Source organism: Nocardia sp. SSK8 (genome assembly GCF_037034205.1).
Lineage (GTDB): Bacteria > Actinomycetota > Actinomycetes > Mycobacteriales > Mycobacteriaceae > Nocardia.
This window is the reverse complement of the sequence record NZ_JBAGKD010000001.1, coordinates 609,541-623,871: the sequence shown is the minus strand read 5'-3', so window position 1 is coordinate 623,871 and position 14,331 is coordinate 609,541. Positions and strand designations below refer to the sequence as shown.

At 70.4% G+C, this 14,331-nt stretch carries 12 protein-coding genes; 5 read left to right on the top strand and 7 right to left on the bottom strand.

The window, feature by feature from the left end:
- Positions 1 to 5: 5 nt before the first annotated feature.
- From infB to rimP, 4 genes are all read right to left on the bottom strand, one after another.
- The gene (gene infB / locus WA675_RS02845) at positions 6 to 2,975 is read right to left on the bottom strand and encodes a translation initiation factor IF-2 (protein ID WP_336081602.1); all 2,970 of its coding nucleotides are present in this window, start codon (positions 2,973 to 2,975) and stop codon (positions 6 to 8) included.
- A gap of 109 nt (positions 2,976 to 3,084) precedes the next feature.
- The gene (locus tag WA675_RS02840; RefSeq protein WP_336081600.1) at positions 3,085 to 3,417 is read right to left on the bottom strand and encodes a YlxR family protein; all 333 of its coding nucleotides are present in this window, start codon (positions 3,415 to 3,417) and stop codon (positions 3,085 to 3,087) included.
- 72 nt (positions 3,418 to 3,489) lie between these two features.
- Positions 3,490 to 4,515, bottom strand: a complete 1,026-nt coding sequence (gene nusA, locus WA675_RS02835; RefSeq protein WP_336081599.1) for a transcription termination factor NusA — start codon at positions 4,513 to 4,515, stop codon at positions 3,490 to 3,492.
- Entirely contained in the window at positions 4,512 to 5,141 is a 630-nt protein-coding gene (gene rimP, locus WA675_RS02830; protein ID WP_336081597.1) for a ribosome maturation factor RimP, read from the bottom strand. The genes nusA and rimP overlap by 4 nt, the downstream gene beginning before the upstream one ends.
- Before the next feature lie 229 nt (positions 5,142 to 5,370).
- Between rimP and WA675_RS02825 the strand changes: the two genes are divergently transcribed.
- Both WA675_RS02825 and WA675_RS02820 read left to right on the top strand, forming a co-directional pair.
- The gene (locus WA675_RS02825) at positions 5,371 to 6,051 is read left to right on the top strand and encodes a hypothetical protein (protein ID WP_336081596.1); all 681 of its coding nucleotides are present in this window, start codon (positions 5,371 to 5,373) and stop codon (positions 6,049 to 6,051) included.
- Positions 6,048 to 6,479: a ferritin-like domain-containing protein gene (locus tag WA675_RS02820; protein ID WP_336081594.1), complete on the top strand. Its 432-nt coding sequence runs from the start codon at positions 6,048 to 6,050 to the stop codon at positions 6,477 to 6,479. The genes WA675_RS02825 and WA675_RS02820 overlap by 4 nt, the downstream gene beginning before the upstream one ends.
- Positions 6,480 to 6,699: 220 nt before the next feature.
- Here the strand turns inward: WA675_RS02820 and WA675_RS02815 are convergent, their stop codons facing one another.
- The 3 genes from WA675_RS02815 to WA675_RS02805 all read right to left on the bottom strand — a co-directional run bounded on the left by WA675_RS02815 (position 6,700) and on the right by WA675_RS02805 (position 11,851).
- Positions 6,700 to 8,451 carry an acyl-CoA dehydrogenase family protein gene (locus tag WA675_RS02815; RefSeq protein WP_336081592.1) on the bottom strand — a complete coding sequence of 584 codons (1,752 nt, stop codon included), beginning with the start codon at positions 8,449 to 8,451 and terminating at the stop codon, positions 6,700 to 6,702.
- An 85-nt stretch (positions 8,452 to 8,536) separates the two neighbouring features.
- Entirely contained in the window at positions 8,537 to 9,985 is a 1,449-nt protein-coding gene (locus tag WA675_RS02810; protein ID WP_336081591.1) for a DUF6882 domain-containing protein, read from the bottom strand.
- Between the two features lie 117 nt (positions 9,986 to 10,102).
- Positions 10,103 to 11,851 carry a proline--tRNA ligase gene (locus WA675_RS02805; protein ID WP_336081590.1) on the bottom strand — a complete coding sequence of 583 codons (1,749 nt, stop codon included), beginning with the start codon at positions 11,849 to 11,851 and terminating at the stop codon, positions 10,103 to 10,105.
- Between the two features lie 220 nt (positions 11,852 to 12,071).
- Between WA675_RS02805 and ehuB the strand changes: the two genes are divergently transcribed.
- From ehuB to ehuD, 3 genes are read left to right on the top strand one after another with little or no spacing between them, the layout of a single operon-like run.
- Positions 12,072 to 12,959 (top strand): ectoine/hydroxyectoine ABC transporter substrate-binding protein EhuB, encoded by an 888-nt coding sequence (gene ehuB, locus WA675_RS02800; RefSeq protein WP_336081588.1) that lies wholly within the window; start codon positions 12,072 to 12,074, stop codon positions 12,957 to 12,959.
- Positions 12,960 to 12,966: 7 nt separating this feature from the next.
- Positions 12,967 to 13,683, top strand: coding sequence for an ectoine/hydroxyectoine ABC transporter permease subunit EhuC (gene ehuC / locus WA675_RS02795; protein ID WP_336081586.1), 717 nt, complete (start codon positions 12,967 to 12,969; stop codon positions 13,681 to 13,683).
- Positions 13,680 to 14,327 (top strand): ectoine/hydroxyectoine ABC transporter permease subunit EhuD, encoded by a 648-nt coding sequence (gene ehuD / locus WA675_RS02790; protein WP_336081584.1) that lies wholly within the window; start codon positions 13,680 to 13,682, stop codon positions 14,325 to 14,327. Before ehuC ends, ehuD begins: the two co-directional genes overlap by 4 nt.
- Positions 14,328 to 14,331 lie beyond the last annotated feature (4 nt).

Here is a 14,331-nt window from a genome sequence, read left to right as displayed (position 1 = left end):
CGATATCAGTCGCGCGGCTTCTCGCGCAGCTCGTAGGCCTCGATGATGTCGCCTTCCTTGATGTCGTTGTAGGTCACGGTCATACCGCACTCGTAACCTTCACGCACCTCGGTGGCGTCGTCCTTCTCCCGCTTGAGCGAGGAGATGGTCATCGTCTCGGCGATCACCCGGCCGTCGCGGATCAGGCGCGCCTTGGCGTTGCGCTTGACCGAACCCGACTGCACCATGCAACCGGCGATATTGCCGACCTTCGACGAACGGAAGATCGCGCGGATCTCCGCCCGGCCCAGCTCGACCTCTTCGTAGATCGGCTTGAGCATGCCCTTGAGGGCCTTCTCGATCTCGTCGATGGCCTGGTAGATCACCGAGTAGTACCGGATGTCGACGCCCTCGCGGTTGGCCAGCTCGGTGGCCTTGCCCTCCGCGCGAACGTTGAAGCCGATGATGATCGCGTTCGAGGCCGACGCCAGGTTGACGTTGGTCTCGGTGACGCCACCGACACCGCGGTCGATGACCCGCAGACGCACCTCGTCGTCGATCTCGATCCCGAGCAGGGCCTCTTCGAGGGCCTCGACGGTACCGGAGTTGTCGCCCTTGAGGATCAGGTTGAGCTCCGAAGTCTCCTTCAGGGCGGCATCCAGATCTTCCAGGCTGATCCGCTTGCGGCTGCGTGCGGCCAGCGCGTTGCGCTTGCGCGCGTTGCGGCGGTCGGCGATCTGGCGGGCGATGCGGTCTTCCTCGACCACGATCAGGTTGTCACCGGCGCCGGGCACCGAGGTGAAACCGACGACCTGCACCGGGCGCGACGGCGACGCCGCGTGGACGTCCTCGCCGTGCTCGTCGACCATGCGACGGACGCGACCGTAGGCGTCGCCCGCCACGATCGAGTCACCGACGCGCAGCGTGCCGCGCTGGATGAGCACGGTGGCCACCGGGCCACGGCCGCGGTCGAGGTGCGCCTCGATGGCGACACCCTGGGCGTCCATGTCCGGGTTGGCGCGCAGGTCGAGCGAAGCGTCGGCGGTCAGCAGGACCGCTTCCAGCAGCGCGTCGATGTTGGTGCCCTGCTTGGCCGAGATGTCGACGAACATGGTGTCGCCACCGTATTCCTCGGTCACCAGGCCGTACTCGGTCAGCTGCTGCCGGATCTTGTCCGGGTTCGCGCCTTCCTTGTCGATCTTGTTGACCGCCACCACGATCGGCACGTCGGCCGCCTGGGCGTGGTTGATCGCCTCCACCGTCTGCGGCATGACGCCGTCGTCGGCCGCGACCACGAGGATCGCGATGTCGGTGGCCTTCGCACCACGGGCACGCATGGCGGTGAACGCCTCGTGACCCGGGGTGTCGATGAAGGTGATCAGGCGCTCGTCGCCGTTGAGATCGGTCAGCACCTGGTAGGCACCGATGTGCTGGGTGATGCCACCGGCCTCGCCCTCGCGGACGTTGGCCTTGCGGATCGTGTCCAGCAGTCGGGTCTTACCGTGGTCGACGTGACCCATCACGGTCACGACCGGCGGACGCTGCTCGAGGTCTTCCTCGGTGCCCGCGTCCTCGCCGTAGGTGAGGTCGAAGGACTCCAGCAGCTCGCGGTCCTCGTCCTCGGGGCTGACCACGTGGACGACGTAGTTCATCTCGCTGCCGAGCAGCTCGAGGGTCTCGTCGTTGACCGACTGGGTCGCGGTGACCATCTCGCCGAGGTTGAACAGCGCCTGCACGAGGGCGGCGGGGTTCGCGTCGATCTTCTCGGCGAAGTCCGACAGCGAGGCGCCGCGGGCGAGCCGGATGATCTCGCCGTTGCCGCGCGGCAGCCGCACGCCACCGACGGCGGGCGCCTGCATGTTCTCGTATTCGGCGCGCTTCGCCCGCTTCGACTTACGGCCACGACGCGGAGCGCCACCGGGACGACCGAACGCGCCGGCCGCGCCACCACGGCCACCGGGACCACCCGGGCGACCGCCGCCGCCACCGGGACGACCACGGAAACCACCGGCCGCGGGCGCACCGGCACCCTGACCGGCACCGGGGGCACCGCCACCGCCACCGCGGTAGCCGCCACCGCCGCCACCGGGACGACCGGCACCGGGCGCACCGCCCGGACGACCCGGACGACCACCGGCCGCCGGACCCGGACGCGCGGAACGCGCGGGCATGGCACCGGGGTTCGGGCGCGGCGGCATCGAACCCGGGGTCGGACGCGGGCCACCGGGACGCGGGGCACCGCCCTGCGCGGCCGCCGGACGCGGACCACCCTGACCCTGACCGGGGCGGGGACCGCCCTGACCGGGAGCGGGACGCGGGCCACCCTGACCCGGAGCCGGACGGGGACCGCCCTGACCCGGAGTCGGGCGCGGGCCACCCTGCGGGGCGGGACGCGGCGCCGGACGATCACGATCCGGTGCGGAGCTGAACGGGTTGTTGCCGACGCGCGGGGTCTTCGGACCGGGCTTGGGACCCGGACCCGCCGGACGCGGCGCCGGAGCACCCTGCGCGGGCGCGCCGGGGCGCTGGGCCTGCGGCTGACCCGGACGCGGAGCGCCGGGGGTCGGACGCGGGCCGGGCGCCGGGGCACCCGCGGGCTTGGCGGGCGCGGACTGCGCCGCCGCCGGTGCGGGCTTGGCCGGAGCGGGCTTTACCTCGGCCGCGGGCGCGGCCGGAGCCGGAGCGGCCGGAGCCGGGGTCGCCGCCGCGGCGGGGGCCGCCGGGGCCGGACGCGGGCCGGGACGGGGACCGTTACCCGGGGTGGGCTTGGCGCCCGGACGGGCCGCGGACGGACCGGGACGGGCCGCGGGCTTCGCGTCGGCCGCCGGGGCGGACTTCGACGCGAGCGATTCGCGCAGCCGACGGGCGACGGGTGCTTCCACCGTCGAGGACGCCGACTTCACGAACTCGCCTTGCTCCTTGAGCTTCGCGAGTAGTTCTTTGGACGTGACACCGAGTTCTTTGGCCAACTCGTGCACACGGGCCTTGCCTGCCACTGCTCTCCTCACTGAGAGGCCGAGCAGCGCCACCGTGTAAGGGGACGGCGGCCCGCACGACCTCGGGTTATCTCCGATGGACGTTCATCGTTGGTGCTTCACGGTGTGCTCATGAGTGCTCGTGCCTGTTCTCGAGGTACTGCTCCAGGGCTGAGATATCCAGATTTCCGGACACTCGTAGGGCTCTGCCGAAGGCTCGGCGCCGTTCTGCGGAACGCAGACAGGCTGAAACGGGGTGCAGCCAGGCACCCCGTCCGGGAAGTCTGCGCCGCGGATCGGGAACGATCGCAACAGGGGCCCCGGCGGCGGTACCGCCGGTGTCCCGATGCTGCGCCACGATCCGCAACAGCTCGGCAGACGGCTCGCGCTGACGGCATCCGATACAGGTTCGAACGGATTGCGCGGGCCGGTCCTGTACCCACTCTACCGGTGACCCGGTCATAACGACGAACCCCTCCCCTTCCGAAGTTACCAACATGTCATCCGGGGGTCGGGATTCCCGCACTTTCGCCTACTACGGTGCGCCCGCGGGCCGCACCGGCTCACCCGACTCCGGTGCCGCGTCGCTGCGGATATCGATGCGCCAGCCGGTCAGACGGGCAGCGAGACGGGCATTCTGGCCCTCCTTGCCGATCGCCAGCGACAGCTGGAAGTCCGGCACGATCACCCGGGCCGCGCGCGCGTCCGGATCCACGACCGTGACCGAAACCACCTTCGAGGGCGAGAGCGCATTACCGACGAAGGTGGCCGGATCCTCGGCGTAGTCGATGATATCGATCTTCTCACCGGCCAGCTCGCTCATCACATTGCGCACGCGCTGCCCCATCGGGCCGATGCACGCACCCTTGGCGTTCACGCCGGGCACGGTGGAGCGCACCGCGATCTTGGAGCGGTGCCCGGACTCACGGGCCACCGCGACGATCTCCACCGAGCCGTCGGCGATCTCGGGCACCTCGAGCGAGAACAGCCGCCGGACCAGGTTCGGATGGGTGCGCGAGAGCTGCACCTGCGGGCCGCGCGGGCCGCGCGAGACACCGTAGACGTAGCACTTGATCCGGTCGCCGTGCTCGTAGGTCTCCCCGGGCACCTGCTCGGCGGGCGGGATCAGGCCCTCCACGCCGTTGGCCTCGCTGCCGATGCGGACCACCACCACGCCGCGGGCATTGGCCCTGGCGTCGCGCTGCACCACCCCGCCGACGATGTCGCCCTCATGGGTGGCGAACTCCCCGAAGGACTTCTCGTTCTCGGCGTCGCGCAGCCGCTGCAGCACGACCTGGCGGGCGGTGGTCGCCGCGATCCGGCCGAAACCCTCGGGGGTGTCGTCCCATTCGGAGATCAGGTTGCCGTCGGCGTCGAGTTCGCGCGCCATCACCCGGACCACGCCGGTCTTCTGGTTGATGTCGATGCGCGCGTTGGGCTGGTGGCCCTCGGTGTGCCGGTAGGCGGTGAGCAGTGCCGACTCGATCGCCGAGATCACGGTCTCGATCGAGATGCCCTTGTCGGCGACAATCGCCCGCAAGGCTTCGATTTCAATATTCATTCCGCAACCCCTTCGGTGGGAGTGTCACTGTTCTGGCCTGGCGCGGCGAGGTCGGTGGGCTCGTCGCCGGGGACGGGACGGCCCACGGCGATGCCGCCCGCGAGTTCGAGCTCGGTGGCACCGGGCGCGCTGAACTCGACCTGGACGACCGCGGAGGCGATGTCGGCGAGCGGCACGTGCACGCGGTGCGGCTTGTTCTTGCCGCCGAGGACCAGCGCCACGGTGCCGTCGTCGGCGAGCTGCCCGGCGCGGGCCTCGAAGCGGGTCTTTCCTTCGACGGGTTCGGCGTTCGCGCCCAGCGCCACCTTGACCTTGCGGCCCTGGGCCCGGCGCCAGTGCCGGTCGGCGGTGAGCGGGCGGTCCACGCCCGGGGTCGTCACTTCCAGCAGGTAGGCGGATTCGCCGAAATCGCCTGCCGCGTCGAGCAGTTCCGACAGCTGGCGGCTGAGTTCGGCGATGGCGTCCAGGTCGGCGGGTCCGTCGCTGTCCACGGTCACCTTCACCCGTACCGGAGCCAGTTCGTCCTTGCCCGCAGCCGCGATCGCAACGCCCTCGAGATCGAATCCCCGGCGTGCGACGAGCTCGGCGACTAGCTGGCTCACCCTTTCCTCGGTGGGCATCGGCATATGGGCGGCTCCTGGTTCAGTTGTGACGCGATCGGAAATTTCTACGCCGAGGGTCTAGCGTAACGCGCTCCGAGAGTGTAAAGGACCGGCGGGCGGGCGGCGCGCACCGGTCCACCCCGGCGTGGCCGGACGTGTCGCGCGGCGGCGAGCGGGCCCGCCCGGATCTGGCACGATGGTGCTCGTGCCCTTCCGCCATACCGCCCCGCCGAGCGCCGGGCGACCTTCCGGCATGCGTTCCGACCGGCACGAATCCCAGCCGGTGACCGTCGCGCCCACGGGTCCGGTCACCGCGTGGTCCGCCGGGTCGACTCCGCCCATCCCCGCACCGACATCCCCGCGTTCCCGCACACCGGCGGGCGCGGGCCCGCACGTGACGGCGCGGCCGTGGCGCCGCCGGACGTTGCTGCGGCTGACCGGCGCGACCGCGCTCGCGGTCCCGGCGCTGGGCCTGCTGACCTCCTGCGCCGAGGACGACACCGTGCACGAGCCGGATCCGCTTGCGGCCCAGGAGGTTCTGGCCAGAGCCGACGCCGCGGCCGCCCAGGCCGCGATCGCGCTGGCCCCGCAGGCACAGGCCGCGCTGAGCACCGTCGCGGCCGAGCGCACCGCCCACGCCGACGCCCTGCGCACCGAGATCGACCGGGTGATCGGCGTCTACGGCGACGGCACCACCCCCGTGCACCGCACCGGCGCGGTCACCGTGCCGGGTCCCGACGGCGCGACGGTGCCCGCCGCCGAGGTCGAGGCGGCCGCCCAACAGCCCGGGACCGTCGCACAGTTGCGCGAGCAGCTGCTGCGCTCCCAGCAGTCCGCCGCCGCGCTGGCCCGCACCGAGTCCGGGTATCGCGCGGGGCTGCTGGCATCCATCAGCGCGGCCTGCGCGAGTGAGGCAGGAGTGCTGCTGACATGACCGACCAACGTCAGGCCCTGCAGGCCGCCCTGGACAGCGAGTACGCCGCCGTCTACTCCTACGGCGTGATCGCCGCCTACGCCAATGCCGACCGGGCCCGCCTGGTCGCGGAGTTCAGCGCCGCGCACCGCGCCCGTCGCGACGCCACCATCGACCTGCTGGAGACCGGCGGCACCGAACCCGAGGCCGCCGATGCCGCCTACCAGCCGCCGTTCCCGGTGGACGACCCGATCCCGGCCGCCAACCTCGCGGTGGCGGTCGAATCCGATTGCGCCGCAGCCTGGTTGACCGTCGTCGAACAGGCCACCGAGGACGCTGTACGCGCCACGGCCACCGAGGCGCTCACCGAGGCCGCCGTCCGCAGGGCCCGCTGGCAGGCCATCCTGGGCGCGAACCCGGTGACGGTCAGCTTCCCCGGCCGAGCCTGAACCCCGCCGCGTCATGGCCCGCGCGTGGCCGACTCGCCGCGCACCAACCGAGCGGCGGTGGCTTCGCGGACTCGGCGCGAATCACCACGCTCACCGACCGCGAGGGCCGCGTCCAGCGCCGAATCGCCCCGCGCGCGACCACGTCGGCATCACGAAGACGTGGCACGCACGGTGAACCGCAGGCCGGGCCGCTGAGAAGGAGGCGGCCCGGCCGATCCACTCAGGGACGCATCGCGTAGGCGCCGTCGTAGGACGCCACCTGCTGCCACACCCGGTCGAAGCGCGCGGTGTCGGTGACGGGGCTGCGCAGGGCGCCGATGGCCCAGGCGCGCTGGTCCTCGGTGACCGACGGCTTGCCCAGCAGCGCGGTGGCGTGGGTGTTGAAGTCGCGGATCTGGAAGTCGAAGATCTGGTCGACCACGTCGCGGTCCAGGCCGGTGAGGTCGGCCTGTTCCAGGATGAGCTGGCCGTAGACCACCGTGGAGAACAGGTGGCCGATGGTCAGCATGAAGTCCAGGTCCTTCTGCTGGGCGGCGTCGGGCGCGGCGGTGAGCAGCAGGGTGCGCAGCGCCTGGGCCTGCTCGTAGAAGCGGCCGACATTGGGTACCTCGGCGGCGCGCTCGTAGGCCGGGGTCCAGTCGGCGAACTGCACCTTGCCCGCGCCGCGCGCCGGACCCTGCTTCCAGAAGAACTCCTGGTCACCGGGCGCCAGGTCGGTGCCGATGGCCGGGTATTCCTTCGGGTTGAACAGGTAGTTCGGCATGAACTTGAGGATCTGGCCCACGTTCACGTGCACCGTGCCCTCGAGCCGGGGCAGGTGGTTGATGTAGCGCGAGGCCTGCGCGAAGTAGGTGGCCTTCTCGAAACCCTTGGCCGCCAGCACATCCAGCAGCAGGGTCATCGCGACCTCGCCCTCGGAGGTGACCTTGGACTTGGTCATCGGGTTGAACAGCAGGTAGCGGCGGTCCTCCAGGGAGGCGCTGCGGAAGTAGTCCACCGCGCGGTCGCTGAACAGCTTCATGGCGATCAGGCGGGCGTAGGCGTCGACGAAATTGCCGCGCACGTGGCCGAAGTCGGTGACCGGGTTGCCGTAGAGGATGCGGTTGTTGGCGTGGGTGATGGCCTCGAAGAACGAGTGCTCGACCATGCCGATGCTGCCGTGGCAGAGGTTGAACTTGCCCACGTTGACGGTGTTGAGCGCGGCCGAGAAGCCCTCGGGCCCTTCGTGCAGCACGTCGGCTGCGGTCACCGGGTAGTTCTCCAGCCGGAAGTGGCTGACGTACATCTGCCCGTGGATGACGCTCTCGACCAGGTGGTAGTTGTCGTGCCGGCTGTCGGCGGCGAACCAGATGTAGCCCTCGGCGCCCTCGACATCGGCGCGGCGGGAGAACACCGACACCATCGAGGCCACATTGCCGTTGCCGATGTAGTACTTCTCGCCGTTGGCGCGGAACAGGATTCCGGCCTCGGCGTCGGCGCTGCCCGGTTCGCTCGGGGTGAGGATGAGGTCGGTGTTGTAGATGTCGGCGCCGTGCTCCCGCTCCGACAGCGCGAAGGCCATGACCTGACCGGCGTCGAGGTCGGCGGCGGCCTTGCGCTTGGCGATCTCGTTGTCGCTCTGCCAGATCGGGCCGAGGCCCAGGATGGTGACCTGCTCGGCGTACCAGTAGGCCAGGCCGTAGAAGCCGAAGATCTCGGCCAGCGCGGCGTTGCGGGCGGCGTCCCAGCGCTTGTTCGGGTCGCCGTCGGCGTAGGCGGCCGGGGTCAGGAAGGTCGCGAACAGCTTCTCCTTCGCGACGAAGTCGAGGAACTCCTGGGTCCAGACCGCGTCCCGGTCCTCGGCCAGCAACTGCGCCTTGCCCTTGGACTCGAACCACTCGATGGTGGCCCGCAGCAGCCGCCGGGTCTCGGCATCGAAGTGCTGAGGATCGTAGGTGGCGGGGTTGAACAGCAGGCTGGGCGAACTCGTCATGGCGCCAATTTATCAGCGCCCCGCCCGCGGCCGGGCCGTCTACCTGCATGTTTCCCCTACGTAAGCGTAGGTTGGCCCGCCGGGCTCAGCTCATCAGCTCGCCGATCATGCCGGTGCGGGTGCCCAGGAAGCCGCCGCCGCGGTCGAATTCCACCCGCAGTTCGTAGCGCCCGAAGTGGCCGAGCAGCTGCCGTGGTTCGCCGAAGGTGAGGGTGGGGACGCGGTGGCGGTCGAAGTAGCCGGTGACCATGGCCCGCAGGGTGGCGTAGCGGCTGTCCGGGTCGGTGAGCGGGTGCAGCAGGGTGGCCGCTGTCTCGAGGACAAGTGCGGCCACGCCGGGATCGGTGCCGGTGGCCCGTACGGCCGCGTCGGTGACGGCGAAGTAGCGCCAGCCCGCGCCGTCGGGCAGGGCGGCCCAGCCGACGGTGCCGCCCAGGTCGGCGGCCGCGGCCACCAGGGCGGTGACGACGGTGTCGGGGTGGGCGATCCCGCCGAGGTCGACCCGGTCGGCGGCCAGGTGGGCGGCGTCGTGGGCGCGGGCCAGCGCGCGCAGCGCCGTGGCGCCCGCCCAGTCCCGCGGCGCCCAGCTCCAGATCTTGCGTTCGTTGTCGTAGCGGCCGATCTCGGCGACGGCGACCGGCCGGTCGGGGACCTCGACCACGTTCTCGGCACCGAACATCGGCTCCCACCACAGGGTTCCGGCCGCGGCGGCGGGGATACCGCGGACCGACCCGCGGCCGCCGACGGTGGTCGCGGCGGGTGCGGCCAGCGCGGTCAGCAGGCCGTCCGGGACGAACGGCGGAATCCGCTCGGGGCGCGGCAGCGGTAACGCGCTGTCGACCGCACCGTGCTCGGCATCGACGACCTCGACATCGACGAGCTGATCGCCGACGATCCCGACCACCAGCCGGAATCCGTCGGGCAGCTGGACTTCCATCCCGCCGGGCGTGTCCCGCACCGCCGCGTGATGCCGGTGCGCGTACCCCGCGACGACCGCGCGCGCCCCGCCACCGGGCAGCATCTGCGCGGCGGCGCGCACGATCCCGGCCACCAGGCCCGGGTCCGGCACCGCGACCGGCACGGAGTCGTCGTCGATGACCAGATACGCGTAGGCGCGGCCACCGTGATCGAACTTGGTCATCCCCCGCGCGCCGAGCGCGCCCATCGCGATGATCGACAGGTGATCGGCGGCCAGCATCGGGTCCGGGAATCCGGACAGGTCGACCAGCTCCGAGGCGAATTCGGGGATGCCGTGCCGCAATCCCAGCTCCCGCACCCGGGTCGACGCTTCCGCGCCCGGGGTACCGGCGAGCGCCGGTTTCGCCCAGGCCCACCGGAAGGTCCGGTCCTCGGCGTAGGTGCCGAGTTCACCGGACGCGCCGAATTCCCGGTCGCCGAGCCGGACCCGGCCCGCGTGGTGGTCCACCCGGGTCGGCCCGGGCGGCACCTGCTGCTGAAATACCGAATACTGTTCGATCGCCCCGCCGAGGTGCCCCCGCGCCAACGACAACAGCGCATCGCTGAATGTCTCCACCCGTTCGACGCTAGCAGCCCGTTCCGGCGGCGACGAGCCGTCGCCGTAACGGTCCGCACGGTTGCGTCGCAAGGGCTTTCACCGGCCCGATCACGCGCGCGATCGGGCCGGGCGGACTCAGCCGCGGATCTTGGCGACGACCGCCGATACCGCGTCCTCGGCCGGGATCTCCTCGGCCTCACCGGTGAAGCGGTCGCGCAGCTCCACCTTGCCGTCGGCCCAGCCGCGGCCGATCACCAGGATCCAGGGCATGCCGAGCAGTTCGGCGTCCTTGAACTTCACGCCCGGCGAGGCGGTGCGGTCGTCGAAGAGGACCTCGAGGCCCTGCTTGTCGAGTCCAGCGACGACCTGCTCGGCGCCCTCGCGGGCGGCGGCGTCCTTGTTGGCGATCACCACGTGCACGTCGAACGGGGCGACCGCGGCGGGCCAGCGCAGGCCCTTCTCGTCGTGCTGCTGCTCGGCGATCACCGCGACCAGGCGGGACACGCCGACACCGTAGGAGCCCATGGTGAGCCGGACCGGCTTGCCGTTCTCGCCGAGCACGTCGACGTCGAAGGCGTCGGTGTACTTGCGGCCGAGCTGGAAGATGTGACCGATCTCGATGCCGCGGGCCGACACCAGCGCACCCGCGCCGTCGGGCGAGGGATCGCCGTCGCGGACCTCGGCGGCCTCGATGGTGCCGTCCGGGGTGAAGTCACGCCCGGCGACCAGCCCGACGACATGCTTGCCCTGGGTGTCGGCACCGGTGATCCAGGCCGTGCCCTCGACCACGCGCGGGTCGACCAGGTAGCGGACACCGTTGGCCTGCAGCGCCTTCGGGCCGATGTAGCCCTTCACCAGGAAGGGGTTGGCGGCGAAGTCGGCGTCGGTGAGCAGTTCCACCTCGGCGGGCTCGACGGAGGCCTCGAGGCGCTTGTCGTCGACCTCGCGGTCACCGGGGACGCCGATGCCGAGGATCTCGGTCTTGCCGTCGGGGTGGCGCAGCTTGACCATCACGTTCTTGAGCGTGTCGGCCGCGGTGACGGCGCGGTCGAGCACCTTCGCCTCGTTGGCCCAGTCGACCAGGGTCGCGATGGTGGGGGTGTTCGGGGTGTCGTACTCGACCGCGGCGGGCTGCCCCTCGATCGGCAGCGGCGCGGGAGCGGGCGTGACCACGGCCTCCACATTGGCGGCGTAGCCGGACTCGAGGCAGGTGACGTAGGTGTCCTCGCCGACGGGGCTCTGCGCGAGGAACTCCTCGGAGGCGCTGCCGCCCATGGCGCCCGAGGTGGCGGCCACGATCACGTACTCGACGCTCAGGCGCTCGAAGATGCGCTGGTAGGCGGCGCGGTGGGTGGCGTAGCTGGTGGCCAGGCCCGCGTCGTCGAGGTCGAAGGAGTAGGAGTCCTTCATGGTGAACTCGCGGCCGCGCAGGATACCGGCGCGGGGGCGCTCCTCGTCGCGGTACTTGTCCTGGATCTGGTACAGCGTGACCGGCAGATCCTTGTAGGAGTTGTACTCACCCTTCACGGTGAGCGCGAACAGCTCCTCGTGGGTGGGGCCGAGCAGGTAGTCGCCGCCCTTGCGGTCCTGCAGGCGGAACAGGGCGTCGCCGTATTCGGTCCACCGGTTGGTGGTCTGGTAGGGCTCGCGCGGCAGCAGCGCGGGCAGGGAGATCTCCTGGGCGCCGGTGGCGTCCATCTCCTGGCGCACCACGTCCTCGATGCGGCGCAGGGTGCGCAGACCCAGCGGCAGCCACGAGTACACGCCGGGGGCGACCCGGCGGACGTAGCCGGCACGGACGAGCAGTTTGTGGCTGGGCACCTCGGCGTCGGCGGGATCGTCTCGCAGGGTGCGCAGGAACAGGCGGGAGAGGCGGGTGATCACGGGTGCACAGCGTAGTCCCTGGTCCGGGCGCACTCACAACGGATTACCGCCGGAGCCGCCGCGCACCGCGTCCGCACCGGAAATTCCATTGGGTTACCCATTATCGTCATCGCTCAACCAGCAGATAACAAACCGATCACGGTGACATATTTATCCATTGCCGTCCAATTAGGTTCCCAGGGAAGAATTTTTTGCACAAAACCCTTGCGAGAGGTCCGATATGACCGTCACGAAATCCCTGCCGAAGCGCTGCGTCGCGGCCCTCGCGGGCGCCGCCCTGGTGGGTGCCGCACTGGCCGGCTGTACCAAGACCGAGACCACCGAACCGGGACAGCTGCTGGCATCGCTGCGTGAAAAGGGCACCATCACCGTGGGTTTCGCGGGCGAGGCGCCGTACTCGTTCGAGGAGGGCGGTCAGCTCACCGGCGCCACGGTGGCGCTGCACCGGGAGATCTTCGCCAATCTGGGTATCGCCACCGTCGACGGTGTGCAGACCGAATTCGGCGCCCTGATCCCCGGCCTGCAGGCCAGCCGATTCGACGCGGTCAGCGCGGGCATGTCGATCCTGCCGAAACGCTGTGAGCAGGCGGCGTTCAGCGAACCGGAATTCATGTACACCACCGCCCTGATGGTGAAACCGGGCAATCCGCTGAATCTCACCGACATGCAGTCGATCCAGGCCAGCGGCGCGAAGATGGCCGCGATGACCGGCGCCATCGAGTCCGACTACGCGGCCGCGCTCGGGATCGACGCCACCCAGGTCGCCACCCCGCAGGACGGGATGGACGCGGTCACCTCCGGCCGGGCCGACGTGTTCGCGCTCACCGCCATCTCGCTGAACTGGCTCAAGAGCCACACCCCCAATGCCGCGGTCGACGTGACGCCGTCGTTCGTGGCGGTGATCGATGGCAAGCCGCAGGTCGGCGCCGGTGGCACGGTGTTCCGTACCAGCGATCCCGACCTGCTCGCCGCCTACAACGCCGAGCTGGCCAAGATCACCTCCGACAAGGACAAGTACCTCTCGATCGTCGGGAAGTTCGGCTTCACCGAGCGGGAGCTGCCGGATCCGCAGTACACGACCGCCAAGCTGTGCAAGGGCGAGATCTGACCCACGCATGAGCAATCTGGACGCGGTACGCGATGCCCTCCCCTCCTTGTGGGAGGGCATCGTGGTGACGCTGGAACTGACCGTCGGCGGCGCACTGCTCGCGTTCGTCCTGGCGCTGGCCCTGGGCACCGCGGCGCGGGTGCGTAATCGCGCCGTGCGGGGCAGCGCCCGCGTGCTCATCGAGTTCTTCCGCGGCACCTCGCTGCTGGTGCAGATCTTCTGGCTGTTCTACGTGCTGCCGCTGCTGGGCTACAAGCTCGACCCGGTGTTCTGCGGCATCCTCGCCCTCGGCCTGAACTACGGCGCCTACGGTGCCGAGGTGGTGCGCGGCGCGCTCAACGCGGTGCCGCGCGCCCAGTTCGAGGCGGCCGTCGCGCTGAGTTTCAGCCCGTGGCAGCGGATGCGGCGGGTGTTGTTCCCACAGGCGTGGGCGCTGATGCTGCCCTCGCTGACCAATCTGCTGGTGCACCTGCTCAAGGGCACCGCGCTGGCCTCCTACATCACCCTGCACGACCTCACCTACGAGATCGGCCAGCTGCGCAAGACCACCAGCGACACCCTGTTCTCCTTCGGCGTCGGGCTGGTGATCTATTTCGTGCTCGCCTACCTGCTCACGCTGGGGATGAACCTGCTGGAGACCCGGGCCAAGACCAAGCTCGGCCGCGGCGCCTCACTCAAAGAGGTGCTGCGGCTGGCGCCCGATGAAGCGAAGGCGGCGCCATGACCACGCAATGGAGCTGGGAGCGGGCCCGCGAGGCGCTGCCCGTGCTGTGGGACGGATTCCAGATCACCCTGCTGGCCACCGTGCTCGGCTTCGCCCTGGCGGCGGTGCTCGGGCTGGTGATCGCGATGATCCGGCAGTCGATGCCGCGCTGGGTCGCGGCGCCGGTGCACGCGGTCAGCGAGTTCGTGCGGCTCACCCCGCTGGTGGTGCAGCTGTTGTTCGCCTACACGCTGTTCACGCAGTTCTCGGCGTTGCAGATCGGCGTGGTGGTGCTGGGCATCCACTATTCGAGTTATCTGGCCGAGGTGTACCGGGCCGGGATCGAGGCGGTGCCGAAGGGGCAGTGGGAGGCGGCCCGGGCGCTGTCGCTGCCGCCGCTGCGCACCTGGCGCGCGGTGGTGCTGCCGCAGGCGATCCGGGCCAGTCTGCCCGCGCTGGGCACCAACGCGGTCTCGATGTTCAAGGACACCCCGTTCCTGTTCGCCATCTCGGTGGTCGAACTGGTCACCGCCGCACAGCAATTCGGTGCCCGCAATTTCGCCTACCTGGAGGCGATCACCCTGGCGGGCGTGTTCTTCCTGGTCGCCAGCTACCCGACCTCCGTGCTGATCAGAAGACTGGAGAAGCGACTTGCCTACTACTGACGAG

What these genes read in the sequence shown, in the direction of transcription:
- WA675_RS02825 (WP_336081596.1), top strand. Translation starts at nt 5,371, where the DNA reads ATGCGTTCCGACCGGCACGAATCCCAGCCGGTGACCGTCGCGCCCACG.
- ehuB (WP_336081588.1), top strand. Translation starts at nt 12,072, where the DNA reads ATGACCGTCACGAAATCCCTGCCGAAGCGCTGCGTCGCGGCCCTCGCG.
- ehuC (WP_336081586.1), top strand. Translation starts at nt 12,967, where the DNA reads ATGAGCAATCTGGACGCGGTACGCGATGCCCTCCCCTCCTTGTGGGAG.
- rimP (WP_336081597.1), bottom strand. Translation starts at nt 5,141, where the DNA reads ATGCCGATGCCCACCGAGGAAAGGGTGAGCCAGCTAGTCGCCGAGCTC.
- nusA (WP_336081599.1), bottom strand. Translation starts at nt 4,515, where the DNA reads ATGAATATTGAAATCGAAGCCTTGCGGGCGATTGTCGCCGACAAGGGC.
- WA675_RS02840 (WP_336081600.1), bottom strand. Translation starts at nt 3,417, where the DNA reads ATGACCGGGTCACCGGTAGAGTGGGTACAGGACCGGCCCGCGCAATCC.
- ehuD (WP_336081584.1), top strand. Translation starts at nt 13,680, where the DNA reads ATGACCACGCAATGGAGCTGGGAGCGGGCCCGCGAGGCGCTGCCCGTG.
- WA675_RS02820 (WP_336081594.1), top strand. Translation starts at nt 6,048, where the DNA reads ATGACCGACCAACGTCAGGCCCTGCAGGCCGCCCTGGACAGCGAGTAC.
- WA675_RS02815 (WP_336081592.1), bottom strand. Translation starts at nt 8,451, where the DNA reads ATGACGAGTTCGCCCAGCCTGCTGTTCAACCCCGCCACCTACGATCCT.